We start from the raw sequence: 24,383 nt of genomic DNA on the forward strand, positions 1-24,383 counted from the left end.
GGAGCCCGCCCCCGCCACCGAATTACGTCACGGGTCACGCCGAGTCGTTGAGCAACCGCCCCAGATGTGCGCGGCCCACCTCCAGCAGCCCCTCCAGCGGCGCTGCCTCCTCGTACCACCGCTTCTCGTACTCCCAGCACAGCCACCCGTCCCACTCGTGCCGGGAGAGCACCTCCACGACGTCGGAGAGCGGCAGCACCCCGGCCCCCAGCGCCAGCGGTGTCGTGTCGTCGGCGGAGGCGATGTCCTTGACCTGGACATAGCCGAGATACGGGGAGAGGGCGGCGTAGGTCTCCGCGGGCTGCTCGCCGCCCAGCCAGGTGTGCATGACGTCCCAGAGGGCGCCGACGTGCCGGTGGCCGACCAGGCCGAGGACGCGCATGGCGTCGGCGCCGGTGCGGTGCGAGTCGTGGGTCTCCAGAAGGATGCGTACGCCGAGGTCGGCGGCGTACTCCGCGGCCGTGCCGAGCCTCCGGGCGGCCGTCGCGTCGGCCCGCTCGCGGGTCTGCTCGGTGCCGGCGCCGGGGAAGACACGGACGTAGGGGGCGCCGAGGTCATGGGCGAGGTCGAGGAGGGCGCGGATCTCGTCGATGACGGGACCGTCGTCCCCCGGCGCGGCCACGCGCGCGTACCCGGCGAGGCCCAGCACCTCGATGCCGCCGGCCTTGAACTCGGCGGCCACGTCGGCCCGTCGGCCGGCATCGATGCCGGGATGCACCGGCTCCTCCGGGTGGGCGCGCAGCTCCACGCCGTGGTAGCCGTGGGTGGCCGCGAGCCGGATCACGTCCGGGATGGGCAGGCCGGGGACGCCGAGGGTGGAGAACGCCAGTTTCATGCGCTCTACTGTCACTCGTGCGCCCCGCGCAGGTCCAGGCGACGGTCCCGGGCTTGCGCTCATTCGTACGCGGAGTACGCGGCGTGGGTGCTGTGCGGGTCCGGGCGCCGGTCCCGGCCGCTCCGGTCCTCGCCCGGGCTCACTCGGGTGCGCCGTGCAGATCCAGCCGCCAGTCCTGTCCGTTCAGGTCCTGCCCGAAGGAGCGATGCGGCTTCTCGGCGGCCAGGACGAAGCCGTGCCGCTGATAGACGCGCCGGGCCGCGGCGAGGATGTCATTGGTCCACAGGACCAGCTCCCGGTACCCGACCCCACGCGCGAAGTCGATGACGGCGCCGACCAGCCGGTCCCCGATGCCGAGCCCGCGCGCCTCGGGCTCGACGAGCAGCAGCCGCAGCCGGGCGGTGGCCGGCGCGTCGTCCCGTACGCACATCACGCACCCCACCGGCCGCCCGTCGAGCTCGGCGATCCACACCCGCTCCAGATGCGGATCGTGATCCTCGGCGAAGTCCGCGACGATCCGGGCCACCAGCCCCTCGTAGTCGGCGTTGAAGCCGTACTCGGCCGCATACAGCGCGGCGTTGCGCTGCACGATCCAGCCCAGGTCGCCGGGCCCCGGCTCGCGCAGCAGCACGTCCTCCCGGCGGGGAGGCCGGCCGTCGGACAGCAGCGTCCGGACCGTCTGCATCGCCTCGGTGAGCCGGGGCCGGTCGGCGGACGGCACGGTCGACAGCAGGGCACCCACGGACTCGTCGGCCCGCTCGGCGAGCAGCGCGGCGGTCTCCCGGCCGCGCGCGGTGAGGCTGACGTGCCGACGCCTCGGGTCGTGTTGCGAGGCGGTCCGCTCGATCAGGCCGCCCTCCTCGAACTTGTTGAGAATCCGGCTCAAGTACCCAGCGTCCAGGGAGAGTTCGGTGCGCAGATCGACGGCGTCCGTCCGTGGGGAGTGCGCGAGCTCGTACAGGACGCGGGACTCGGTGAGGGTGTACGGGGCGTAGAGGTGGCGGCTGTAGTCGAGGGCACCGATGACGTTCGTGTAGAAGCGGTTGAAGGCGCGGATGTCCTGGACGGTCATGGTGGTCGAACCCCCGGATAGTTGACTCAGTCAGAGATACCGTCGAACCGAGCCTAGGACGCCCACGCCCGTTCCGGCTACCCCTTTTCGGCGGTCCCGACGGGCCGGTAGACGCTCACCTGCACGCCGGTCTTGCCCGCGACCGTGGAGACCAGCTCGAACCCCCGCTTGACCCCGTCCGCCGGGAAAATGGACTTGCCGCCACCCAGGAGAACCGGCATATGGATGAGCTGAAGCTCGTCCACCAGCCCTTCCGAGATCAGGGTCCGGACGAGGGTGGGACTGCCCATCATGGCGAGGTCGCTACCGGGCGCCTCCCGCAGCGCACGAATCCGAGGGACGGCCTCACTCCCCGGAATCCGCTCGGTGTTGTTCCAGGTCAGCTCCTCATCACGGAGGGTGTCGCTGACGACGTACTTCTTCAGCGCGTTGAGCCGGTCCGCTGGGGGTGCCCCCGTTTACGGGGGAGGATCCCCGGCCCGCTCCGGCCAGGCTTCCGCCATCGTCAGATAGGTCCGCCGCCCGTACAGCAGCGCCTCGGCACTCTCCAGCCCCGCAGCGAAGGCCCCGCCCACCACCTCCGGATCGAAGTACGGGTGCGACCACCCACCGTGCGCGAACCCCCCGTCGGTGTCCTCCTCGGGACCGCCGGGCGCCTGCACGACGCCGTCGAGACTGATGAACTCGCTGATGACGATACGCATGACTGTCTCCTGTCGTTCGCTCGACCGGACTGATCGGATACGGCAAGGAAGACCTGGGTGCGGCGCGGAACTCATCGGTGGTTCGAGCGTAGGCCGGGATTCCGGCCCGTGCAGCCGTCAGCGAACGGCGGTGTACGGCGTCGGGTCCTTCCCTAACCTCTTGTGGATGAACGCACCGGGAAGCACGATCGCGGCCTACGACGCACACGCGGACTGGTACAACGCCCATATGTCGCCCGACGGCGTCGGCGACTACGTCCGGCGGGTCCACACGACCCTGGCCGCCCTGCTCGGCCCCGGCAGCGGAACCTGTCTGGACGTCTGCTGCGGCACCGGAGCCCACGCCGACCCCCTCTCCCGACTGGGCTGGTCCCCCGTGGGCATCGACCTCTCCCGCAACCAACTCCGCCATGCCGCACCGCGGTTGCCGGTCGCGCTGGCCGACGCGACGGCCCTTCCGCTGGCCGACGGCTCGGTACCGGCGGCGGTGTGCGTCCTGGCCAGCACGGACGTGCCGGACTACGCGGCAGTGCTGAGGGAGATCACCCGAGTCCTGACGCCGGGCGGCCGTTTCGTCCACGTCGGCGTACACCCGTGCTTCGTGGGCGCGTTCGCCGATCGCACAGAGGCACCGAGGGTTGTCGTGCACCCCGGCTACACCGACCGCTCCCACACCTACGCCGGCGGCAGCCCCAACGGCGTACGGGCCCGCGTCGGGGCCTGGCACGTACCCCTGGCCGACCTGCTGAACGGCGCGGCGAAGGCGGGCCTGCACATCGTGCGAACAGCCGAGGAGGGGGAGGGAGGCGTACCCGAACTCTTCGCCTTCGCCGCGACATCCGCCCGCTCCGACGCTTGAGGCCCCAGAGCGGTTACCGGTGCCGGTCGGTGTCATCCGGCCCGTCCGACGCGCGCGGGCGAGGCCGGCTCAGCCCCTTCCAGCCCGTCCGGCGTTTGAGGACGAGAGCTGCCATCCCGAACCCCCACCCGTCATCCAGCCCGTCCGGCGTTTGAGGACGAGGCGTTCAGGCCGAAGTGGGGGTCTGGGGGCGGCAGCCCCCAGCAGCGGTCAGGTCGTTGCCGCGGCCCGGGGAACCCCGGACGACCCCCGCACCATCAACTCCCCCCGAATCGCGGCGATCCCCCCCGGCGGCGGCTCCTCCCGCCCCATGGCGATCCGCCCCGCCCGAGCCCCCGCCTCCGCCAACGGCAACCGCACCGTCGTGAGCGCCGGCACCGCGTCCACACTGAACGGCAGATCATCGAACCCGGCGACGGACACATCCTCCGGAATCCGCAACCCGGACTCCCGCAGCGCGGCACACGCCCCCAGCGCCACGGAGTCGTTCGCCGCCACCACAGCCGTCAGCGACGCGTCCCGCCGCAACAGCTCCAGCGTCGCCTCGTACCCGGCCTGACGGTCGTAGCGCCCCCACACCGTCCACCGAGGGTCTTCCTCGATCCCCGCCGCCGCCAGCGCGGCCCGATGACCCTCCAGCCGGTGCCGGGTCGTCGTGCGCTCCTCCGGCCCGGCGATATAGCCGAGGCGCCGATGCCCCAGCCCGATCAGGTGCTCGGTCAGCCGCTGACCGCCCCCACGGTTGTCGAAGGTCAGCGCGATCGCCCCGGTGTCCGGCGCGGGCGGCCGCCCGCACAGCACCACCCGCGTCCCCGCGTCCGCCAGCTTCCGCAGCTTCGACGCCACCGCCGCCGCGTGCGGCTCGTTCTCCACGGCCCCGCCGGTCAGCACCACGGCCGCCGCCCGCTGTCGCTGCAACAGGGTCAGATACGTCAGCTCACGCTCCGGCAAACCCCCCGTGTTGCAGACCACCGCCAGCCGCTCACCCCCGGCACGACCACCCGGCCCCCCGATCTCCGACTGGATCGCACTGGCCATGATCCCGAAGAAGGGGTCCGCGATGTCGTTGACCAGGATGCCGACCAGGTCGGAAGTGGCGGCCGCCAGCGCACTCGCCGGCCCGTTCAGCACGTAGTCCAGCTCGTCGACAGCCTTCAGCACCCGCTCACGGGTGGAGGCGGCCACGGGATAGTTCCCGTTCAGCACGCGCGACACCGTCGCGGGCGAGACCTGCGCGCGCGCTGCCACGTCCGCCAGGGTCACCGTCATCTCGTCGTCCTCCGGTCGCGCATCTCTTCGTACGTCGTCGTACGTGCTCGTAGACAGGGCCGCGGGTGGCCATGGTTCCGAAATGTTTCGAGCCGACCCTACGGGTCAAGCTCCCTGTTGTTCGCCCCCTCGAACAACTCGACTCCGTCACGGTCTTGTCCAGACCGCTGCTCAGAGGCTAGCTTCTTATCGCATAGAAAGCGCTTGCTGTGACGCTCACCAGTAGGAGATCGGGCGTACGCGGCGCAGACCCCGCGTACGAAGGGAATGACGTGACACGCAAGACGGTGCGTATCGCCATGAATGGGGTGACCGGGCGCATGGGCTACCGCCAGCACCTGGTCCGTTCCATCCTGGCCATCCGCGAACAGGGCGGCCTCGACCTCGGCGACGGCACCGTGCTGTGGCCGGAGCCGATCCTGGTCGGCCGCCGCGAGCACGCGCTCAAGGCGCTCGCCGAGCAGCACGGCCTGGACCCGGAGAACATCTCGACCGACGTCGACACGGTCCTCGCCGACCCGACCGTCGAGATCTACTTCGACGCCCAGGTGACCTCGGCCCGCGAGGAGGCGATCAAGAAGGCGATCGCGGCGGGCAAGCACATCTACACCGAGAAGCCGACGGCCACCGGCCTGGAGGGCGCCCTGGAGCTCGCCCGCCTGGCGGGCGACGCGGGCATCAAGCACGGCGTGGTCCAGGACAAGCTCTTCCTCCCGGGCCTGCTCAAGCTCAAGCGCCTCATCGACGGCGGCTTCTTCGGCCGCATCCTCTCCATCCGCGGCGAGTTCGGCTACTGGGTCTTCGAGGGCGACTGGCAGACCGCCCAGCGCCCCTCCTGGAACTACCGCGCAGAGGACGGCGGCGGCATCGTCGTCGACATGTTCCCGCACTGGGAGTACGTCCTCCACGAGCTGTTCGGCCGGGTGAAGTCCGTCCAGGCCATCGCCACCACCCACATCCCGCAGCGCTGGGACGAGAACGACAAGCCCTACGACGCGACGGCCGACGACGCCGCCTACGGCATCTTCGAGCTCGACGGCGGCGCGATCGCCCAGATCAACTCCAGCTGGGCCGTGCGCGTCAACCGCGACGAGCTGGTGGAGTTCCAGGTGGACGGCACCGAGGGCTCCGCGGTCGCGGGCCTGCGCAACTGCCGTGTCCAGCACCGCTCCCTGACCCCCAAGCCGGTCTGGAACCCGGACATCCCGGCCACCTACTCCTTCCGCGACCAGTGGCAGGAGGTCCCGGACAACGAGGACTTCGACAACGGCTTCAAGGCGCAGTGGGAACTCTTCCTCAAGCACGTCTACGCCGACGCCCCCTACCACTGGGACCTCCTCGCCGGCGCCCGCGGCGTCCAGCTCGCCGAACTGGGCCTGAAGTCCTCGACCGAGGGCCTGCGTCTCGACGTACCGGAGATCTCGCTGTGACCATCCGACTCCCCGACTTCAAGGGCGGGTTGAGGGCGTACGAGCCCCGCCCCGAGCCGCTGGCCGTCACCCCCGGCTCGCCCCTCACCTCGCGTACGGTCTTCTCGGCGGCCCACGTGGTCGCCGACCCGTACGCGGACGTGTCGCCCGACTCCCCGGCAGCCGTCGACTGGGACGCCACCCTCGCCTTCCGCCGCCACCTCTGGTCCCACGGCCTCGGTGTCGCGGAGGCCATGGACACCGCGCAGCGCGGGATGGGCCTGGACTGGGCGGGTGCGGCCGAGCTGATCCGCCGAAGTGCCGCCGAGGCCAAGGCCGTCGGCGGCCGTATCGCCTGCGGTGTCGGCACCGACCAGATCACCGCCGGGTCTCTCGTGGAGGTCCGGGCGGCCTACGAGGAGCAGCTCGCCCTCGTCGAGCAGTCCGGCGCACAGGCCATCCTGATGGCGTCCCGGGCGCTCGCGGCCGCCGCGTCCGGCCCGGAGGACTACCTGGAGGTCTACGGCCACCTCCTCCGCCAGGCGTCCGAGCCGGTCGTCCTGCACTGGCTCGGCCCGATGTTCGACCCGGCGCTGGAGGGCTACTGGGGGTCGTCCGACCTCGACGCGGCCACCGACACCTTCCTGGAGGTCATCGCCGCCCACCCCGACAAGGTGGAGGGCATCAAGGTCTCGCTCCTCGACGCCCAGCGCGAGATCGACATCCGGCGCCGGCTCCCGCAGGGTGTGCGCTGCTACACGGGCGACGACTTCAACTACCCCGAACTGATCGCCGGCGACGAGAAGGGCTTCAGCCACGCCCTGCTCGGCATCTTCGACCCGCTGGGCCCGCTGGCGGCGGAGGCGGTACGGGTGCTGGACACCGGCAACGTTGTCGGCTTCCGTGAACTCCTCGACCCCACGGTCGAGTTGTCCCGCCATCTCTTCCAGGCGCCGACGCGCTTCTACAAGACGGGCGTGGTGTTCCTGGCCTGGCTCGCGGGTCACCAGTCGCACTTCACCATGGTCGGCGGCCTCCAGTCGGCCCGCTCCCTCCCGCACTTCGCCCGCGCCTACGAACTCGCCGACGGACTGGGTCTGTTCCCGGACCCGAAGCCGGCCGAGGAACGGATGAAGAACCTGCTGTCGCTGTACGGGGTGAACCAGTGAGCACACTCGGAGACCTGTCCCGCTTCTCCATCAACCAGATGACGGTGAAGCAGCTGTCGATGCCCGAACTGGTCGACGCCTGCCGGGAGTTCGGCATCGGCAACGTCGGCCTGTGGCGCGAGCCCGTCCAGTCCTACGGCCTCGACGCGACCGCCAAGCTGATCCGCGACGCGGGCCTGACGGTCACCACCCTGTGCCGCGGCGGCTTCTTCACGGCGATCGACCCGGCCGAGCGCGCCGCCGCCCTGGACGACAACCGGCGCGCGATCGACGAGGCGGCGACGCTGGGCACGGACACGCTGGTGCTCGTCTCCGGCGGGCTGCCGGCCGGCTCCAAGGACCTCCATGGAGCGCGGGAGCGGATCGCCGACGCGCTGGGGGAGTTGGGCCCGTACGCCGAGCAGCACGGCGTCCGCCTGGCCATCGAGCCGCTCCACCCGATGTACGCCTCCGACCGCTGCGTGGTCTCGACGCTGGCCCAGGCCCTCGACATCGCCGAGAGGTTCCCGGCCCACCAGGTCGGCGTCACCGTGGACACGTACCACATCTGGTGGGACGACCACGCGCCCGCGCAGATCGCCCGCGCGGGCGCCGGCGGCCGTATCCACACCTTCCAACTCGCGGACTGGACCACCCCGTTGCCGGAGGGCGTGCTGAACGGGCGTGGGCAGATCGGTGACGGCGCGATCGACATGCGGGAGTGGAAGGGGTACGTCGAGGCCGCCGGCTACACCGGCCTGATCGAGGTCGAGCTGTTCAACGACGGCCTCTGGGCCCGGGACGGCCGCGAGGTGCTGGCCGAGACGGCCCGGCGTTTCGTCGAGCACACCGGCGGACCGCACGTGTGAGAACACCTTCACCCGGTTTCTGCTCATCACGGCAGTTCACGGCGTACGTGCGTTCCTGAATTCCTCTGTGGACGCACGTATCGCCGTGGCCGCCACCGGCATCGACGCGGGCACCAAGGTCTTACCCTTCGGCCGAAGGACGGCCTGCACAGGGGAACGGGACACATGACACACGTGACTGCTCAGCGCACCACCGGCACGGTGGCCGCCCTGCGGCGCTACCCGGTCAAGTCGATGCTCGGCGAGCGGATCGAGGCCGCCGAGGTGACCGACCGCGGTCTCGCGGGCGACCGGCGGCTCGCGCTGGTGGACCGGGAGACGGGCAAGGTGGCCAGCGCCAAGGCCCCGCGTCTGTGGCGGGAGCTGCTGAGCTGCGCCGCGACCCTCACGCAGACCGGCGCGGACATCACCACCCCGGACGGCCGGACCCTCCGCAGCACCGGCCCCGGCACCGACGACGCCCTCTCGGCCCTCGTCGGCCGCACGGTCACCCTGACCGACACGCCCCCGCCCGCCGCCGCGCTCGACCGTTCCCGCCCGGAGCAGGTCCTGGAATCGGGCCTGGACGCCCAGGTGGAGGCGGACCTCGTCCAGTTCGGCTCGGCCTCCCCGCCCGGCACCTTCTTCGACTTCGCGCCGGTCCACCTGATCACCACCGCGACCCTGGCCCGCATCGCCGCCCTGAGCCCGCGTGGCACGGTCGAGGCCGAGCGCTACCGCCCCAACCTGGTCATCGACCTCGACGAGGACGGCTTCCCCGAGAGCGACTGGCTGGGCAAGGAACTGACCGTCGGCGACGAGCTGATCCTCCGGGTGATCGCCCTCACCCCTCGCTGCGCGATCCCCACCCTGGCCCACGGCCCCTTCCCCCGCGACCCCGACGCCCTGCGCGTCCCGGCCCGCCACAACCGCGTCCCCGCCCTCCCGGACCGCGCGCCGGAGCCGTGTGCGGGGGCGTATGCGCAGGTGGTGCGGGGTGGGCGGGTGCGTGTGGGGGATGTCGTACGGGTCTGACGGCCACCCGCGAAAAATTCTTGAAGTTTCCGTACAACCCTTCCGGCAGTCGGCGGGTCGTACTTGGCATCAGGACTCTTGGAGGGGGATCTGGGGGGATCGCGGGGGTTCTGATGTTGGAGGGGAAAAGCCGAGGGGGCCCGGTCGACGGATCGGGCCCCCTCGAATTTGTGGTGACGCGGTTGCACGGGGCTAGCCTCGACGTCAAGCTCCGTTCCCACAAGTGGTACGCGTCCTGCTGAACCGCGGACGACCGGAAGACGGACCGGCGGGCCCGGGGTGCCGGGGCCCGCCGATGCGCACCGCTCGCCTCAGAAGAACACCCCGCACCGCAGCAGCACATTTGCGTACGGCCGCGCCTCGCCCGTGCGCACCACCAGCCGCGCCCCCGCCGACAGCTCCTTCAGCCGCTCGTGCGAGACGAGTTGCAGCTCGGGGAACTCGTCCTTGAGCAGGGCGGCGACCCCGGGGTTCGCCTCCATGACCTCCGCTGCGGCCGTGGCGCCCTCGATCACCAGCTCGGCCAGCAGCCCGTCCAGGACCGTCGCGAAGGACGGCACCCCGGCACGGAAGGCGAGGTCGACCACGCGCGGCCCCTTCGGTATCGGCATGCCCGCGTCGCACACCAGCACCCCGTCCCCGTGCCCCAACTCGGCCAGCGCCCCGGAGAGATGACGGTTCAGGATTCCCGCCTTCTTCACAGTGCGTCGACCTCCTCGGCGGTCGGGAAGGACACCTGCGCGCCCTCCCTGGTGACGGCGGCGGCCCCGACCCGGGCCGCGTACGCGGCCGCCTCGGCCAGGGACGCGCCCGCCCCCAGCCGCCACGCCAGCGCCGCCGTGAAGGCGTCGCCCGCACCCGTCGTATCGACCGCGTCCACCTTCACCGAAGGCACCCGCGTCACCCCCGCCGAGGAGGCCACCAGCGCGCCCTCCGCGCCCAGGGTGATCACCACCGACCGCGGGCCCTTGGCCAGCAGCAGCCGCGCCCAGTCCTCGGGGCGGTCGCTCACACAGGTCTCGCCGAGGACCACCCTCGCCTCGTGCTCGTTGACGATCAGCGGGTCGCAGGCCGCCAGCACCTCGGTCGGCAGCGGGCGGGGCGGGGAGGGGTTGAGGACGAAACGGCTGCCCTCGGCCAGATTCCGCACGACTTCCACGACCGTCTCCAGCGGGATCTCCAGCTGGACCGACACCACCCGGGAGGCGAGGAAGAGGCTGGCCGCCGTACGGATGTCCTGCGGGGTCAGCCGGCCGTTCGCGCCCGGTGACACCACGATGCTGTTGTCCCCCGACGGGTCGACGGTGATCAGCGCGACGCCGGTCGGCGCCCCGCCCACCAGCACGCCCAGTGTGTCGACGCCGGCCGCCCGCTGCGAGTCGAGCAGCAGCCGGCCGTACGCGTCGTCACCGACCCGGGCCAGCAGGACCGTACGGGCCCCGAGGCGGGCGGCGGCGACCGCCTGGTTGGCGCCCTTGCCGCCGGGGTGCACGGCCAGGTCGGACCCGAGTACCGTCTCGCCGGCCCCGGGCCGTCGCTCTACGCCGATCACCAGGTCGGCGTTGGCCGACCCTACGACCAGTAGGTCGTAGTCGTACATGAAATGGCTCCCCTAGTCAGTGCCGTGGGGCGGGCGGTCGCACAGGACCGCCCGCCCGCTTCCCCGTTGTCAGCCCGTGAAGCCGGCCACGTTCTCCTTCGTGACCACCTTCACCGGCACCTTCACCGTCTCCTCGACCGTCTTGCCCTCAATGGCCTTCAGCGCGTTGTCCACGGCGATTTTGCCCAGCATCGACGGCTGTTGTGCCACAGATGCGTACAGCGTGCCGTTCTTCACGGCCGTGAGCCCGTCCGGCGTGCCGTCGAAGCCGACCACGGAGACCGACTTTCCGGCCTTGGAGCCCAGCGCCTTGATCGCGCCGAGCGCCATCTCGTCGTTGGCGGCGATGACGCCCTGGACGTCCGGGTGGGCCTGGAGCAGGTTCGACATCACGTCGAGGCCCTTGGTGCGGTCGAAGTCGGCGGGCTGCTGGGCGACGACCTGGATGCCCGGGTAGGCCTTGAGGCCCGCCGCGAAACCGGCCGCGCGCTCGCGGGCCGCGGAGGTGCCCGCCTGGCCCTGCAGGATCACGATCTTGCCCTTGCCGCCCAGCTTCTCGCCGATCGTCCGGGCCGCGAGCTCACCGCCCTTGACGTTGTCGGAGGCCACGAGGGCGTCCACGCTCGCCTTGTTGACTCCGCGGTCGACCGCGATGACCGGGATCTTCGCCTGGTCGGCGGCCTTCACGGAATTGCTCGCCGCGTCCGAGTCGACCGGGTTGACGATGATCGCGCCCAGGTTCGAACTGGTGAAGTTCTGCAGCTGGTTGGCCTGCTGCGAGGCGTCGTTCTGGGCGTCGGTGACGGTCAGGTCCACGCCCAGCTTCTTCGCCTCGGCCTGGGCGCCCGCCCGGATCTGCACGAAGAAGGGGTTGTTGAGGGTGGACAGGGACAGGCCCATCTTCGGGGTGGTGGAGGACGAGGAGCCGTTGTGCAGGAAGGAGGTCGCGCCCACGAGCGCCACGGTCACCACCGCCGCGAGGGCATACGTCCCCGCCTGCCTGGTCTTGTTGCCACCCGGGCCGGCGGCCACCGGGGTCGCCCCCGCCCTGCGCCGCAGCGTGTCGAGGAGCACCGCGAGCGCGATGACCACACCGATGACGACCTGCTGCCAGAAGGCGGACACGTTCAGCAGGTTGAGGCCGTTCCTGAGCACCGCCAGGATCAGCGCGCCGACGAGGGTGCCGGACGCCTTGCCCGTGCCGCCGGCCAGCGAGGCGCCGCCGATGACGACCGCGGCGATCGCGTCCAGCTCGTAGCCGTCGGCGGCCTGCGGCTGCGCGGAGGAGAGCCGGGAGGCGAGCACGATGCCCGCGACCGCGGCGAACAGGCCGGAGAAGGCGTAGATCGCGAGCTTCTGCTTCTTGACCCGCAGACCCGACAGACGAGCCGCCTCCTCGTTGCCGCCGATCGCGTACATGGAGCGTCCGATGTACGTCCGCCCGAGCACGAAGGCCGCGATCAGACCCATCACGATCATGACCAGCACGGGCACCGGCAGCCAGCCGCCGAGGGTGTCGCCGAGGTGCGAGACCGAGTCCGGGAAGGGGATCGGGGAGCCCTCGGAGATCACCAGCGACAGACCGCGCGCCACCGACAGCATGGCGAGCGTCGCGATGAACGGCGGCAGCTTCCCGTACGCGATCAGGAAGCCGTTGACCAGGCCCGCCGCTATGCCGGTCGCGACGGACAGCACGACCGCCAGGAAGACCGGCACGCCGTGCGCAGTGGCGCTCCAGGCGAGGACGGTGGCCGACAGGGCCGCCACCGAGCCGACCGACAGGTCGATGCCCGCCGAGACGATCACGAAGGTGACGCCGAAGGCCAGGATCGCGGTCACCGCCGCCTGGACGCCGACGTTGAGCAGGTTGTCCGTCGTCAGGAAGTCACCGGACAGCGCCGACAGGGCGATGACCAGGACGATCAGCGCGGTGAGCGCGCCGTTGTCGAGCAGGAGGCGGCGCAGCCCGCTGGTGGCGCTGCCGGCGCCCGCCCGGCTCTTGAGCGTGTCAGTGGCCACGGCTGGCCTCCGTTTCGGTCTTCTCGTTCGTGGGGTTGCTGACGGCGAGGGCCATCACGGAGTCCTGGGTGGCCTCGTCGGCCGCGAGTTCGCCGGCGATCCGGCCCTGGGCCATCACCAGCACCCGGTCGCTCATGCCGAGCACCTCGGGGAGGTCACTGGAGATCATCAGTACGGCGGCCCCGGCGGCCGTCAACTCGTTGATCAGCTGGTAGATCTCGACCTTGGCGCCGACGTCGATCCCGCGCGTCGGCTCGTCGAGGATCAGCACCTTGCTGTCGGCGAGGAGCCACTTGCCGATGACGACCTTCTGCTGGTTGCCGCCGGACAGCGTGCGCCCGTGCTGCTGGAGTCCCGCCATCCGGACCCCGAGCTGCTCGGCGATCCGCGCGGCGGCCTCGCGCTGGCCCTTGAGGTCGACGAGCCCCGCGCGCGTGGCGGCGCGCATGGTCACCAGGCCGAGGTTCTCCTCGACGGTCTGGTCGAGCACCAGCCCCTGGCCCTTGCGGTCCTCGGGGATCAGCCCGATGCAGGCCGTCATGGCCGCGCCCACGTCATGGCCCTTCAGCGGTGTCCCGGAGACCTTGACGGCCCCCTTGTCGTACGGGTCCGCGCCGAACACGGCCCGCACGACCTCGGTACGCCCGGCGCCGACGAGGCCCGCGATCCCGACGACCTCACCGGCGTGCACCTCGAAGCTGACGTCATGGAAGACGCCGTCCCGGGTGAGCCCCTCGACGGTCAGCAACGCGGCGCCCGTCTCGGGCTGTTCACGCGGGTACTGCTGCTCGATGGACCGGCCCACCATCAGCCGCACGAGCTCGTCCTCGGGGGTGGCGGCGGGCACCTGGTCGACGGACCTGCCGTCGCGGATCACCGTCACCCGGTCGCCCAGGGCGGCGATCTCCTCCAGGTGATGGGTGATGAAGACGATGCCGACCCCGTCCTCGCGGAGCTGCCGCACGATCGCGAAGAGCTTCTCGACCTCCTCGGAGGTGAGCACGGCGGTCGGCTCGTCCATGATCAGCACGCGCGCGTCGAGGCTCAGCGCCTTGGCGATCTCGACCATCTGGAGGCGTGCGATGCCGAGTTCGCGGACACGCGCGCGTGGCGACACGTTGACGCCGACACGCTTCAGCAGCACCTCGGCGTCGGCCTCCATCCGCTTCCGGTCGATCATCCCGAGGCGGCGCGGCTGGCGGCCCAGGAAGATGTTCTCGGCGACGCTCAGGTCGGGGACGAGGTTGAACTCCTGGTAGATGGTGGCGATGCCCAGCCGCTCGGCGTCCTGCGCGTCGCGGATGTGCACCTCCTCGCCGTCCACCAGGACACGGCCCTCGTCGGGGTGGTAGGCGCCGGACAGCATCTTGATCAGCGTGCTCTTGCCGGCACCGTTCTCACCGAGGAGTACGTGGACCTCGCCCCGGCGCAGGTCGAAGTCGACGCCGTCGAGCGCGACCACGCCGGGGAAGGTCTTCCGTATGCCCTCGATGCGCAGCAACTCGTCCGCGTTGCTCACGACAGGCTCCTGTTCTGTTCAGGGTTCTCACCGCACGAGCGGCGTACGACGAGCCGGGCGGTGAGGGTGACGGACTCGGGGGGCCGTCCCTCGATGCGATCGACGAGCGCGCGCACGGCGGCACGCCCCAGCTCGCCCGTGGGCTGGGCGATCGCGGTGATCGGCGGATCGGTGTGCACGAACCACGGGATGTCGTCGAAGGCGGCCAGCGCGATGTCCTGCGGAACGCGCAACCCACGCGCGCGTACGGCGTCCAACGCGCCCAGCGCCATCAGGTTGTCGGCCGCGAACACGACCTCGGGCGGCTCGGGCAGGTCGAGGAAGCCCTCGGTGACCCGCCGGCCGCTCTCGGCCTGGAAGTCGCCCTGCCCTGTGTAGGCGTCGGGCAGCCCGAGCCCGTACTCGGCGAGCGCCTCCCGGAAGACCTCGACACGCTCCCGCCCGGTCGTGGTGGCCGCGGGCCCCGCGATGATCGCGAGCCTGCGATGCCCCAGCCCGTGCAGATGCGCGACGAGATCCCGTACGGCGGCCCGTCCGTCGGCCCGCACCACGGGTACGTCGACACCCGGGATCCACCGGTCGACGAACACCATGGGCGTCCCGGCCCGCGCGGCGTCCAGCATCAACGGCGAGCCGCCGTCGGTGGGGGAGACCAGCAGCCCGTCGATACGGCGGTCCAGCAGGGTCCGCACGTGGTGGTCCTGGAGGTCCGGCCGCTCGTCGGCGTTCCCGATGATCACGCTGTACCCCAGCGCGCGGGCCTCCTCCTCGACGGAGCGGGCCAGCTCGGTGAAGTAGGGGTTCATCACGTCGCTGATGACCAGGCCGAGGGTGTGGGTCTGGTCGGTGCGCAGCGAACGGGCGACGGCGTTCGGGCGGTAGCCCAGCGCCTCGACGGCGGCCAGCACGCGGGTACGTGCCTCGGCGCTGACCGACGGATGGTCGTTCAGAACGCGCGACACCGTGGCGACGGAAACCCCCGCCTCGGCCGCGACGTCCTTGATGCTCGCCATCGCCGCTCCACCTCCTCGTGGAATGTGTGGAATCGATTACACGACTCCGTGCAGGGAGGATTGGAATCGATTACACGATCGGGCGCAAGCCCCCGAGACCGGATCGTGATGAAGCGCCGGTGCGCGGCGGGCCGATGCGGCTACGCGGTCAGGGGGCGACCGGGATGTGGGTCAGGACGTCGGTGCCGCCCCGCCCAGCAGCTCCGTCAGCTCCCGCGCCGTCTCCGTGACCCGGCGGCCGATCTCCGGCAGCCGTTCGTGCGTCACCCGGGACGCGGGGCCCGAGATGCTGATCGCCGTCACGACCGCGCCGGCGTGGTTGAACGCCGGTGCGGCCACGCAGCGGATGTCGAGTTCGTTCTCCACGTCGTCGATGGCGTAGCCGCGTTCGCGGATGACCGCGAGGTCGGCGCGGAGCTGGTCGGGGGACGTGATCGTGGACGGCGTGCGGGCGGGGAGGCCGGCCGCGAGCACCTTGTCGAGGACCTCGTCGGCCGCGTGCGCGAGGAACGCCTTGCCGGTCGCCGTGCAGTACGCCGGCTGGCGACCGCCGACCCGGGAGTGCATGCGTACGGCCTGCGGGCTCTCCACCTTGTCGATGTAGACGATCTCCGGCGGGTCGAAGCTGACCAGGTGCACCGCTTCGCGCGCGTCCTGGGCGAGTCGGTGCAGCAGGGGTGACGCCGTCCGCCGGATGTCCAGCCGCTCCAGGTAGACCTGTCCGAGCAGGGCGTTCTGCGGGCCGAGCCGGTAGTGGCCGCTCTCCGGATCCTGGTCGACCAGGCGGGTGTCCCGCAGCGGGGCCAGAAGCCGCAGGATCGTGCTCTTGCTGAGCTGGAGGCCGGTGGCCAGGTCGGTGAGGGACGTGCCGTGCGGATGGCCGTCGTCCTCGGCCAGGTACATCAGGATGCTCAGCGCGCGCCGCAGGGAGGACGAGGAGTTGCGGCGGGTTTCGGGGGCGTCGAGGGTCACGAGGCGCACCCTACCGTACTGCATTGCAAAACTGAATGTTACATATTGAAATCCGCCGTTGACGGCTCTGGGGCTCCGGGCTAATTTCTCCGCAACGCAATCCGCAGCGCAATGCGAAACGTTGTTCTGCATTGCAGAACAACACTCTCTTCGGTCTTCTTCTCCGGCCTTCGGCCACCTGGCTCCCCGGCCCCGGCTTCCCCGGCCCCGCCTCCCCTCGCACCCTCCCGGAACGGAACGCAAGTGATGAGACTTCGTCACGGTACCCGCAACCTGATGGCGATTTGTATCGGTGTGACCGCCGTCGCATCCCTGTCCGCCTGCACCTCCGCCTCCGCCGGCACCTCCGGCACGGCCTCCGGCCGGCAGTCCTCGACGCTCCAGGACGTCATCAAGCGCGGCACCCTCAACGTGGCCAGCTGCCTGACGTTCCCGCCGTTCGGCTCGATGGACAAGAACAACAAGCCGCAGGGCTTCGACGTCGACGTGGCCACCGCCATGGCCACGGCCCTCGGCGTCAAGGTGCACATCGTCGACACCACGTCCGCCAACCGCATCCCGAACCTGCAGACCAAGAAGGTCGACGCGGTGGTCTGCAACTTCACCACCACGGCAGAGCGGGCGAAGCAGGTCGCCTTCAGCGACCCGTACATCGTCGCGGGCGAGGTGCTGCTGGTGAAGAAGTCCAGCGGCATCGACACCCTCAAGGACCTGACCGGCAAGACGGTCGCCGTCACCAAGGGCTCCACCAACGGCGACGCGGTGACGGCCGGCAACCCCAAGGCGAAGATCCAGGAGTACGACACCTCCTCCGCCGCCGTTCTCGCGGTGAAGCAGGGTCAGGCCGACGCGATGGTCGAGGACTCCAACTTCCTCAACTACCAGGCCAAGCAGGACCCTTCGCTGAAGGTGACCAAGGAGTCCGTGGTGCCGCTGGAGTACAACGGCATCGGCGTGCCGCTCGGCGACGCCACCTGGCTGCAGTGGGTCAACACCTGGCTGCGGGAGTTCAACGCCTCCGGGCAGGCCGCCGACCTCTACAAGAAGTGGTTCGGCGTCAGCCGCCCCTACCCGCTCAACCCGTCCTACTGACCTCGACCCACTGAGTCCCGGTCGGGCGGCGGGGTCCTTCCCGCCGCCCCGGGAGGAGTCCCATGTTCGTCGACTGGAGCTACGCCCTCCGGGACTGGCCCACCTATCTGGACGCCGCCTGGCTGTCCCTGCGGCTGTCGCTGGAAGCCTTCGTGCTCGCCTTCGCCCTCGGCCTGCTCGGCGCGCTCGCCCGTGGATCCCGTCTCCTCGTGCTGCGCGCACCCGCCGCCGTCTACGTCGAGGTCATCCGCAACACCCCCGTACTGCTGCAGATGTTCGTCGCCTACTTCGCGCTCCCGTCGGCCGGCCTGCGGCTGACCCCGGTGCAGGCGGGCGTGCTCGCCCTCGGCGTGAACGTCGGCGCGTACCTCACCGAGATCTTCCGCGCGGGCATCCAGGCCGTCCCGCGCGGCCAGCGCGAGGCCGCCCGGGTACTCGCCCTGAGCCCGACCCGCACCTTCGCGCACGTAGTGCTGCCGCAGGCGCTGCGCAACGTCTACCCGGCCGTCGTCAACCAGCTGGTGCAGATCATCCTCGGCTCGTCCCTGCTGTCCGCCATCTCGGTGCCCGAACTGACCGGTACCTCGATGGTCATCAACTCCCGCACCCTGCTGACCGTCCAGGTCTTCGGCATCGCCGCCGTGCTCTACCTGGTCCTCACCAACGCGGTGGTCGTGGTGGCGGGGCTCGTCGGGCGCGTCGCCTTCAAGCCCCCGCTGCGGCCTGCCGCCCGGCCGCGTCCGCTGAGTGCCGTACGGCGTCTGCTGCCCGCGCGGCCCGCCCCGAAGGAGGCCTGAGATGGACTGGTCCGTCATCTGGTCCAACCGCGAGCTCTACCTCTCCGGGCTGTGGGCCACCGTCCAGCTGTCGCTCGCCGCGATCGCCACCGGCACGCTCCTCGGACTGGTCGTCGCCGCGATCCGCACCAGCCGCATCCCGGTGCTGGCCCAGTTCGCCCGCGGCTATCTGGAGGTCTTCCGCGGCACCCCGCTGCTCATCCAGATGCTGTTCATCTACTTCGGCGCCGCCTATCTGAGCGGCTTCGGCATCACCATCTTCGGTGCCGCCCTGCTTGCCCTGACCCTCTACCAGGGCGCCTACATCGCCGAGATCTTCCGGGCCGGGATCGAGGCGGTGCCGCGCGGCCAGTGGGAGGCGGCGCGGGTGCTGGGGCTGGGCCGGGGGAGGACGTTCGTGAGCGTCGTACTGCCCCAGACCCGCGCGATCGTCCTGCCGCCGCTGGTCGGCCAGTACCTCTCGCTGATCAAGGACACCTCCATCGCCGTGGTCATCGGCTACGTCGAACTGGTCCGCCAGGGCCAGGCAGTCATCGACCGCGTGGGCTCGCCGGCGACCTCCTACATGGCAGTCGCCGTCCTCTACTTCGTCATCTGCTACCCGCTGTCGCTGCTCGTGCGGCACATGGAGCGAAAGGCCGTCACCGCATGATGATCACCGACCCCACCGCGCAGCAGGCGGTGACCCCCGCCCGGATCGCCCTCTCCGGCGTGCACAAGCGCTTCGGTGACCTGGAGGTCCTCAAGGGCGTCGACATCGACGTGGAACCGGGCGAGGTCGTCGTCCTCATCGGCGCCAGCGGCTCCGGCAAGAGCACCCTGCTGCGCATCATGTGCGACCTGGAGCGCGCCGACAGCGGCGAGGTGTGGGTGAACGGCGTACCGCTGCACGACCGCAAGCGCGCCCCCGAGATCTTCGGCCATGTCGGCATGGTCTTCCAGCAGTTCAACCTGTTCCCGCACAAGACGGCCCTCGGCAACGTCACCCTCGCCCTGCTGAAGGTGCGGGGGCTCGCCCGCACGGAGGCCGAGGAGCGCGGCCGGGCCGCCCTGAAGCGGGTGGGACTGTCGGACAAGGCCGACTCCTACCCCGCCCAGCTCTCCGGCGGCCAGCAGCAGCGCGTCGCCATCGCCCGCGCGCTCGCCATGGACCCCGCGATCATGTTCTTCGACGAGCCGACCTCCGCCCTCGACCCCGAACTCGTCGGCGAGGTCACCGGTGTCATGCGCTCGCTCGCCGAGGACGGCATGACCATGGTCGTCGTCACCCACGAGATGCGCTTCGCCAAGGACACCGCCGACCGCGTCGTCTTCATGGACGGCGGTGTCGTCCTCGAACAGGGGCCGCCCGAGCAGGTCTTCGGCAACCCGGCCCAGCAGCGCACCCAGCAGTTCCTGCACCGGGTCCTGGACACGTGAGGGGCGCTGACGCGGAGGCCCCCACCGAGGTGGTGTGCATCGGCGAGACCATGGCCGTCCTCGGTCCCGTGGACGCCCGCCCCCTCGCGCACCAGAGAACGCTCGCGCTGGCCGTCGGCGGCGCGGAGTCCAACGTGGCCTGCGCCCTGGTCGCCCTCGGGCACCGCGCGGCCTGGCTCGGCCGGGTCGGCGACGATCCGCTCGGCCGGCGCGTCCTCGCCGATCTGGCGGACCGGGGCGTGGACGTCTCCGCCGCCCGGACGGACCCGGAGCGGCCGACCGGCGTCTACTTCAAGGACCCCGGTCCCGACGGCACCGGCGTCCACTACTACCGACGCGGCTCGGCCGCCTCCGCCATGGGCCCGGCCCTGGCCGGCCTGCCCCTGCTGCACCGGGCCCGGGTCCTCCACCTCTCCGGCATCACCGCCGCCCTGTCGGACAGTTGCGCCGAACTGGTCACCCGTCTCGTCGCCCACCGGGCCGTCCCCGGGCCGTTGATCTCCTTCGACGTCAACCATCGCCCGTCCCTGTGGCGGGACCACCCGGCGGACGCGGCCCCCGTCCTCCTCCAACTGGCCCGCGCCGCCGACCTGGTGTTCGTCGGCCGCGACGAGGCCGAGACCCTGTGGGGCACCCGCACCCCCGCAGCCGTCCGCGACCTCCTCGGCCCCGGCGGGACCCTCGTCGTCAAGGACGCCGGATACGGCGCGACGGCGTACGGCACCGACGGCACCGAGGCCTTCGCGCCCGCCCCGGCCGCCCGGATCGTCGAACCAGTGGGCGCCGGCGACGCCTTCGCCGCCGGCTATCTGGCGGCCCTCCTCGAAGGCCGCGCCCCCGAGGCAGGCCTGCGCCTGGGCCACCTGGCCGCCGCCGCGGCCCTGGCCACGCGTGAGGACGTGCCGGCCGTCCTGCCCCGGGACACCCTCTTCGCTCCTCTGTGTCAGACCCCACCGGTACCGTCGGATCATGGCTCAGCAGGCGGAGAATCCCACGGGTGAACGGCGACTGGCCGTCCTGGAAGGCGTACTCGAACGCATCACCTACGCCAACGAGGAGAACGGCTACACGGTCGCCCGCGTCGACACCGGCCGGGGCGGCGCCGACCTCCTCACGGTCGTCGGTGCGCTGCTCGGTGCCCAGGTCGGCGAATCCCTGCGGATGGAGGGCCGTTGGGGCTCACACCCCCAGTACGGCAAGCAGTTCACCGTGGAGAACTACACGACCGTCCTCCCGGCCACCGTCCAGGGCATCCGGCGCTATCTCGGCTCGGGGCTCGTCAAGGGCATCGGCCCGGTCTTCGCCGACCGCATCACCCAGCACTTCGGCCTGGACACCCTCCAGATCATCGAGGAGGAGCCGAAGCGGCTGATCGAGGTCCCCGGCCTCGGCCCGAAGCGCACGAAGAAGATCGCCGACGCCTGGGAGGAGCAGAAGGCGATCAAGGAGGTCATGCTCTTCCTCCAGACGGTGGAGGTGTCCACGTCCATCGCCGTACGCATCTACAAGAAGTACGGCGACGCCTCGATCTCGGTCGTCAAGAACCAGCCGTACCGCCTCGCGGCCGACGTCTGGGGCATCGGCTTTCTCACCGCCGACAAGATCGCCCAGTCCGTCGGCATTCCGCACGACAGCCCGGAGCGCGTGAAGGCGGGCCTGCAGTACGCGCTCTCCCAGGCCACCGACCAGGGCAACTGCTACCTCCCGGAGGAGCGGCTGATCGCGGACGCGGTGAAGCTGCTGCAGGTCGACACGGGGCTGGTCATCGAGTGCCTCGCGGAGCTGGCCGCACCTCCCGAGGACGGCGAGGACCCGGGTGTCGTACGGGAGAAGGTGCCCGGTGAGCACGGGGAGCCCGTCACCGCCGTCTACCTCGTCCCCTTCCACCGCGCCGAACTCTCCCTCTCCGCCCAGCTGTTGCGCCTCCTGCGCACCGACGAGGACCGGATGCCGGGCTTCCACGACGTGGCCTGGGACAAGGCGCTGGCCTGGCTGAAGGACCGTACGGGCGCGGACCTCGCCCCCGAGCAGGAGGCCGCCGTCAAGCTGGCGTTGACGAAGAAGGTGGCCGTCCTGACCGGCGGCCCCGGCTGCGGCAAGTCCTTCACGGTCCGGTCGATCGTGGAGCTGGCGCGGGCGAAGAAGGCGAGGGTGGTCCTGGCGGCCCCCACCGGCCGCGCCGCCAAACGTCTCGCCGAACTCACCGGCGCCGAGGCCTCCACCGTCCACCGGCTGCTGGAGCTCAGGCCCGGCGGTGACGCGGCCTACGACAAGGACCGCCCGCTGGAGGCGGACCTGGTGGTCGTGGACGAGGCCTCGATGCTGGACCTGCTGCTCGCCAACAAGCTGGTGAAGGCGGTGCCACCAGGAGCGCATCTGTTGTTCGTGGGCGATGTCGACCAGTTGCCCAGTGTGGGCGCGGGCGAGGTGCTCCGCGATCTGCTCGCCGACGGCGGCCCGATCCCGGCCGTGCGCCTCACGCGCGTGTTCCGGCAGGCCCAGCAGTCGGGGGTGGTGACCAACGCGCACCGGATCAATGCGGGGCAGCACCCGGTGACCGACGGCATGAAGGACTTCTTCCTCTTCGTCGAGGACGACACGGAGGAGGCGGGCCGGCTCACGGTGGATGTGGCGGCGCGTCGAATTCCGGCCAAGTTCGGGCTCGACCCGCGCCGGGACGTCCAGGTGCTCGCGCCGATGCACCGGGGCCCCGCGGGCGCCGGCAACCTCAACGGCCTGCTCCAGCAGGCGATCACGCCCGGCCGCCCGGACCTGCCCGAGAAGCGGGTCGGCGGCCGGGTCTTCCGGGTCGGCGACAAGGTCACCCAGATTCGCAACAATTACGAGAAGGGAAAGAACGGTGTCTTCAACGGCACCGTGGGCGTCGTCACCTCGCTCGACCCGGTCGACCAGCGCCTGACGGTGCTGACCGACGAGGACGAGGAGGTGCCGTACGAATTCGACGAACTGGACGAGCTGGCGCACGCGTACGCGGTGACCATTCACCGCTCGCAGGGCAGTGAATATCCCGCGGTGGTGGTCCCGGTCACCACCGGAGCGTGGATGATGCTCCAGCGGAACCTGCTGTACACGGCGGTCACCCGGGCGAAGAAGCTGGTCGTCCTCGTCGGTTCACGCAAGGCGATCGGCCAGGCGGTGCGCACGGTGTCGGCGGGACGACGCTGCACGGCGCTCGACTTCCGGCTCTCACCCCGCCCCCTGGAGCCGTGAGGCCGGACGCCGAGGCAGGGATCACAAAAAATGATCGATCAAATGAGTCGCGAAGGTCACAGAGCACTTCCGGTTGGGGAATCAAGGGGGCAGGATGGGCAAGCTGGCGGCACTCAGTGCCGCGAGTAGGCCCGATGGTCGACCCCGAGTGCACTCTCCTGAGCCAATTGGGGGATGGTAGAGACAGTCAGGGCAACCTCGAAGATGAGGCACTACGTCGGTGAGGGAAGACGTGAGCGACAACTCTGTAGTACTGCGGTACGGCGACGGCGAGTACACCTACCCGGTGATCGACAGCACCGTCGGCGACAAGGGCTTCGACATCGGGAAGCTCCGCGCCCAGACCGGGCTGGTGACCCTGGACAGCGGTTACGGGAACACCGCCGCCTATAAATCCGCCGTCACCTACCTCGACGGCGAGGCGGGCATCCTCCGGTACCGCGGCTACCCGATCGAGCAGCTGGCCGAGCGCTCGACGTTCCTGGAGGTCGCCTACCTGCTGATCAACGGCGAGCTCCCGACCGTCGACGAACTCAGCACGTTCAAGAACGAGATCACGCAGCACACCCTGCTGCACGAGGACGTCAAGAACTTCTACAAGGGCTTCCCGCGCGATGCCCACCCGATGGCCATGCTGTCGTCGGTCGTCTCCGCGCTGTCCACGTTCTACCAGGACAGCCACAACCCCTTCGACGAGAAGCAGCGCAACCTCTCGACGATCCGCCTGCTCGCCAAGCTTCCGACGATCGCCGCGTACGCGTACAAGAAGTCGATCGGGCACCCCTTCGTCTACCCGCGCAACGACCTCGGCTACGTCGAGAACTTCCTGCGCATGACCTTCTCGGTCCCCGCGCAGGAGTACGACCTCGACCCGGTCGTCGTCTCGGCCCTGGACAAGCTCCTCATCCTGCACGCCGACCACGAGCAGAACTGTTCGACCTCGACGGTCCGTCTGGTGGGCTCGTCCCAGGCCAACATGTTCGCGTCGATCTCGGCCGGCATCAACGCGCTGTGGGGCCCGCTGCACGGCGGCGCCAACCAGTCCGTCCTGGAGATGCTCGAGGGCATCCAGGCGAACGGCGGCGACGTCGACTCCTTCATCCGCAAGGTGAAGAACAAGGAGGACGGCGTCCGCCTGATGGGCTTCGGCCACCGGGTGTACAAGTCCTTCGATCCGCGCGCCAAGATCATCAAGGCGGCGGCGCACGACGTCCTCTCGGCCCTCGGCAAGTCCGACGAGCTGCTGGACATCGCGCTCAAGCTGGAGGAGCACGCGCTCTCCGACGACTACTTCGTCTCGCGCAACCTCTACCCGAACGTCGACTTCTACACCGGCCTGATCTACCGCGCCATGGGCTTCCCGACCGAGATGTTCACGGTCCTGTTCGCCCTCGGCCGCCTCCCGGGCTGGATCGCCCAGTGGCACGAGATGATCAAGGAGCCCGGCTCCCGCATCGGCCGCCCGCGCCAGATCTACACGGGCGTGGTCGAGCGCGACTTCGTGCCGGTGGAAGAGCGCTGACACCTGCAGGTGAGTGAGGG

General features: G+C 70.6%; 21 protein-coding genes and 1 pseudogene. 12 read left to right on the plus strand and 10 right to left on the minus strand.

Translation table 11 applies throughout. The features are described from left to right. Positions 1 to 34 precede the first annotated feature (34 nt). The 3 genes and pseudogenes from ACWC09_RS29695 to ACWC09_RS29705 all read right to left on the minus strand — a co-directional run bounded on the left by ACWC09_RS29695 (position 35) and on the right by ACWC09_RS29705 (position 2,611). The gene (locus tag ACWC09_RS29695; protein WP_450853992.1) at positions 35 to 835 is read right to left on the minus strand and encodes a sugar phosphate isomerase/epimerase family protein; all 801 of its coding nucleotides are present in this window, start codon (positions 833 to 835) and stop codon (positions 35 to 37) included. 139 nt (positions 836 to 974) lie between these two features. Continuing rightward, on the minus strand, positions 975 to 1,907 hold the full coding sequence (locus ACWC09_RS29700) for a bifunctional helix-turn-helix transcriptional regulator/GNAT family N-acetyltransferase (RefSeq protein WP_450853993.1): 933 nt from the start codon (positions 1,905 to 1,907) through the stop codon (positions 975 to 977). Between the two features lie 77 nt (positions 1,908 to 1,984). Then, positions 1,985 to 2,611 (minus strand): annotated as a pseudogene (locus ACWC09_RS29705) (dihydrofolate reductase family protein). A 166-nt stretch (positions 2,612 to 2,777) separates the two neighbouring features. On the opposite strand from ACWC09_RS29705, the gene ACWC09_RS29710 reads away from it, so the two are divergent. Next, positions 2,778 to 3,470, plus strand: a complete 693-nt coding sequence (locus tag ACWC09_RS29710; RefSeq protein ID WP_450853994.1) for a class I SAM-dependent methyltransferase — start codon at positions 2,778 to 2,780, stop codon at positions 3,468 to 3,470. 210 nt (positions 3,471 to 3,680) lie between these two features. Here the strand turns inward: ACWC09_RS29710 and ACWC09_RS29715 are convergent, their stop codons facing one another. Continuing rightward, a complete protein-coding gene (locus tag ACWC09_RS29715) occupies positions 3,681 to 4,739 on the minus strand; it encodes a LacI family DNA-binding transcriptional regulator (protein ID WP_450853995.1) in 1,059 nt (352 codons plus the stop codon). Positions 4,740 to 5,011: 272 nt separating this feature from the next. Between ACWC09_RS29715 and ACWC09_RS29720 the strand changes: the two genes are divergently transcribed. The 4 genes from ACWC09_RS29720 to ACWC09_RS29735 all read left to right on the plus strand — a co-directional run bounded on the left by ACWC09_RS29720 (position 5,012) and on the right by ACWC09_RS29735 (position 9,179). Then, the gene (locus ACWC09_RS29720; protein ID WP_450853996.1) at positions 5,012 to 6,169 is read left to right on the plus strand and encodes a Gfo/Idh/MocA family protein; all 1,158 of its coding nucleotides are present in this window, start codon (positions 5,012 to 5,014) and stop codon (positions 6,167 to 6,169) included. After that, positions 6,166 to 7,317, plus strand: coding sequence for a dihydrodipicolinate synthase family protein (locus tag ACWC09_RS29725; RefSeq protein WP_450853997.1), 1,152 nt, complete (start codon positions 6,166 to 6,168; stop codon positions 7,315 to 7,317). The genes ACWC09_RS29720 and ACWC09_RS29725 overlap by 4 nt, the downstream gene beginning before the upstream one ends. A 38-nt stretch (positions 7,318 to 7,355) precedes the next feature. Then, a complete protein-coding gene (locus ACWC09_RS29730; protein ID WP_450854039.1) occupies positions 7,356 to 8,165 on the plus strand; it encodes a sugar phosphate isomerase/epimerase family protein in 810 nt (269 codons plus the stop codon). A 165-nt stretch (positions 8,166 to 8,330) separates the two neighbouring features. Next, positions 8,331 to 9,179, plus strand: a complete 849-nt coding sequence (locus ACWC09_RS29735) for an MOSC domain-containing protein (RefSeq protein WP_450853998.1) — start codon at positions 8,331 to 8,333, stop codon at positions 9,177 to 9,179. A 311-nt stretch (positions 9,180 to 9,490) separates the two neighbouring features. On the opposite strand, the gene rbsD is transcribed toward ACWC09_RS29735, so the two are convergent. The 6 genes from rbsD to ACWC09_RS29765 form a co-directional block, all read right to left on the minus strand. Continuing rightward, positions 9,491 to 9,880 (minus strand): D-ribose pyranase, encoded by a 390-nt coding sequence (rbsD, locus tag ACWC09_RS29740; protein WP_450853999.1) that lies wholly within the window; start codon positions 9,878 to 9,880, stop codon positions 9,491 to 9,493. Beyond that, positions 9,877 to 10,779, minus strand: a complete 903-nt coding sequence (locus tag ACWC09_RS29745) for a ribokinase (RefSeq protein ID WP_450854000.1) — start codon at positions 10,777 to 10,779, stop codon at positions 9,877 to 9,879. The genes rbsD and ACWC09_RS29745 overlap by 4 nt, the downstream gene beginning before the upstream one ends. 69 nt (positions 10,780 to 10,848) lie before the next feature. Then, positions 10,849 to 12,798, minus strand: coding sequence for an ABC transporter permease/substrate-binding protein (locus tag ACWC09_RS29750; RefSeq protein ID WP_450854001.1), 1,950 nt, complete (start codon positions 12,796 to 12,798; stop codon positions 10,849 to 10,851). Continuing rightward, positions 12,788 to 14,317, minus strand: a complete 1,530-nt coding sequence (locus ACWC09_RS29755) for a sugar ABC transporter ATP-binding protein (protein ID WP_450854002.1) — start codon at positions 14,315 to 14,317, stop codon at positions 12,788 to 12,790. Before ACWC09_RS29755 ends, ACWC09_RS29750 begins: the two co-directional genes overlap by 11 nt. Beyond that, positions 14,314 to 15,330: a LacI family DNA-binding transcriptional regulator gene (locus ACWC09_RS29760; protein ID WP_450854003.1), complete on the minus strand. Its 1,017-nt coding sequence runs from the start codon at positions 15,328 to 15,330 to the stop codon at positions 14,314 to 14,316. The genes ACWC09_RS29755 and ACWC09_RS29760 overlap by 4 nt, the downstream gene beginning before the upstream one ends. A gap of 171 nt (positions 15,331 to 15,501) precedes the next feature. Further along, the gene (locus tag ACWC09_RS29765) at positions 15,502 to 16,302 is read right to left on the minus strand and encodes an IclR family transcriptional regulator (protein WP_450854004.1); all 801 of its coding nucleotides are present in this window, start codon (positions 16,300 to 16,302) and stop codon (positions 15,502 to 15,504) included. Positions 16,303 to 16,578: 276 nt separating this feature from the next. Between ACWC09_RS29765 and ACWC09_RS29770 the strand changes: the two genes are divergently transcribed. The 7 genes from ACWC09_RS29770 (at position 16,579) to ACWC09_RS29800 (ending at position 24,363) form a co-directional block, all read left to right on the plus strand. Then, entirely contained in the window at positions 16,579 to 17,394 is an 816-nt protein-coding gene (locus tag ACWC09_RS29770; RefSeq protein WP_450854005.1) for an ABC transporter substrate-binding protein, read from the plus strand. 62 nt (positions 17,395 to 17,456) lie between these two features. Beyond that, positions 17,457 to 18,191 (plus strand): amino acid ABC transporter permease, encoded by a 735-nt coding sequence (locus ACWC09_RS29775; protein WP_450854006.1) that lies wholly within the window; start codon positions 17,457 to 17,459, stop codon positions 18,189 to 18,191. Between the two features lies 1 nt (position 18,192). Then, positions 18,193 to 18,843 carry an amino acid ABC transporter permease gene (locus ACWC09_RS29780; protein ID WP_450854007.1) on the plus strand — a complete coding sequence of 217 codons (651 nt, stop codon included), beginning with the start codon at positions 18,193 to 18,195 and terminating at the stop codon, positions 18,841 to 18,843. Then, the gene (locus tag ACWC09_RS29785) at positions 18,843 to 19,610 is read left to right on the plus strand and encodes an amino acid ABC transporter ATP-binding protein (RefSeq protein ID WP_450854040.1); all 768 of its coding nucleotides are present in this window, start codon (positions 18,843 to 18,845) and stop codon (positions 19,608 to 19,610) included. Before ACWC09_RS29780 ends, ACWC09_RS29785 begins: the two co-directional genes overlap by 1 nt. Further along, positions 19,607 to 20,611, plus strand: a complete 1,005-nt coding sequence (locus ACWC09_RS29790; protein WP_450854008.1) for a sugar kinase — start codon at positions 19,607 to 19,609, stop codon at positions 20,609 to 20,611. The genes ACWC09_RS29785 and ACWC09_RS29790 overlap by 4 nt, the downstream gene beginning before the upstream one ends. Further along, a complete protein-coding gene (gene recD2 / locus ACWC09_RS29795) occupies positions 20,580 to 22,841 on the plus strand; it encodes an SF1B family DNA helicase RecD2 (protein ID WP_450854009.1) in 2,262 nt (753 codons plus the stop codon). Before ACWC09_RS29790 ends, recD2 begins: the two co-directional genes overlap by 32 nt. A gap of 232 nt (positions 22,842 to 23,073) precedes the next feature. Further along, a complete protein-coding gene (locus ACWC09_RS29800) occupies positions 23,074 to 24,363 on the plus strand; it encodes a citrate synthase (protein ID WP_450854010.1) in 1,290 nt (429 codons plus the stop codon). Positions 24,364 to 24,383: the final 20 nt, after the last annotated feature.

The sequence above is a fragment of the Streptomyces sp. NPDC001617 genome (assembly GCF_053596855.1).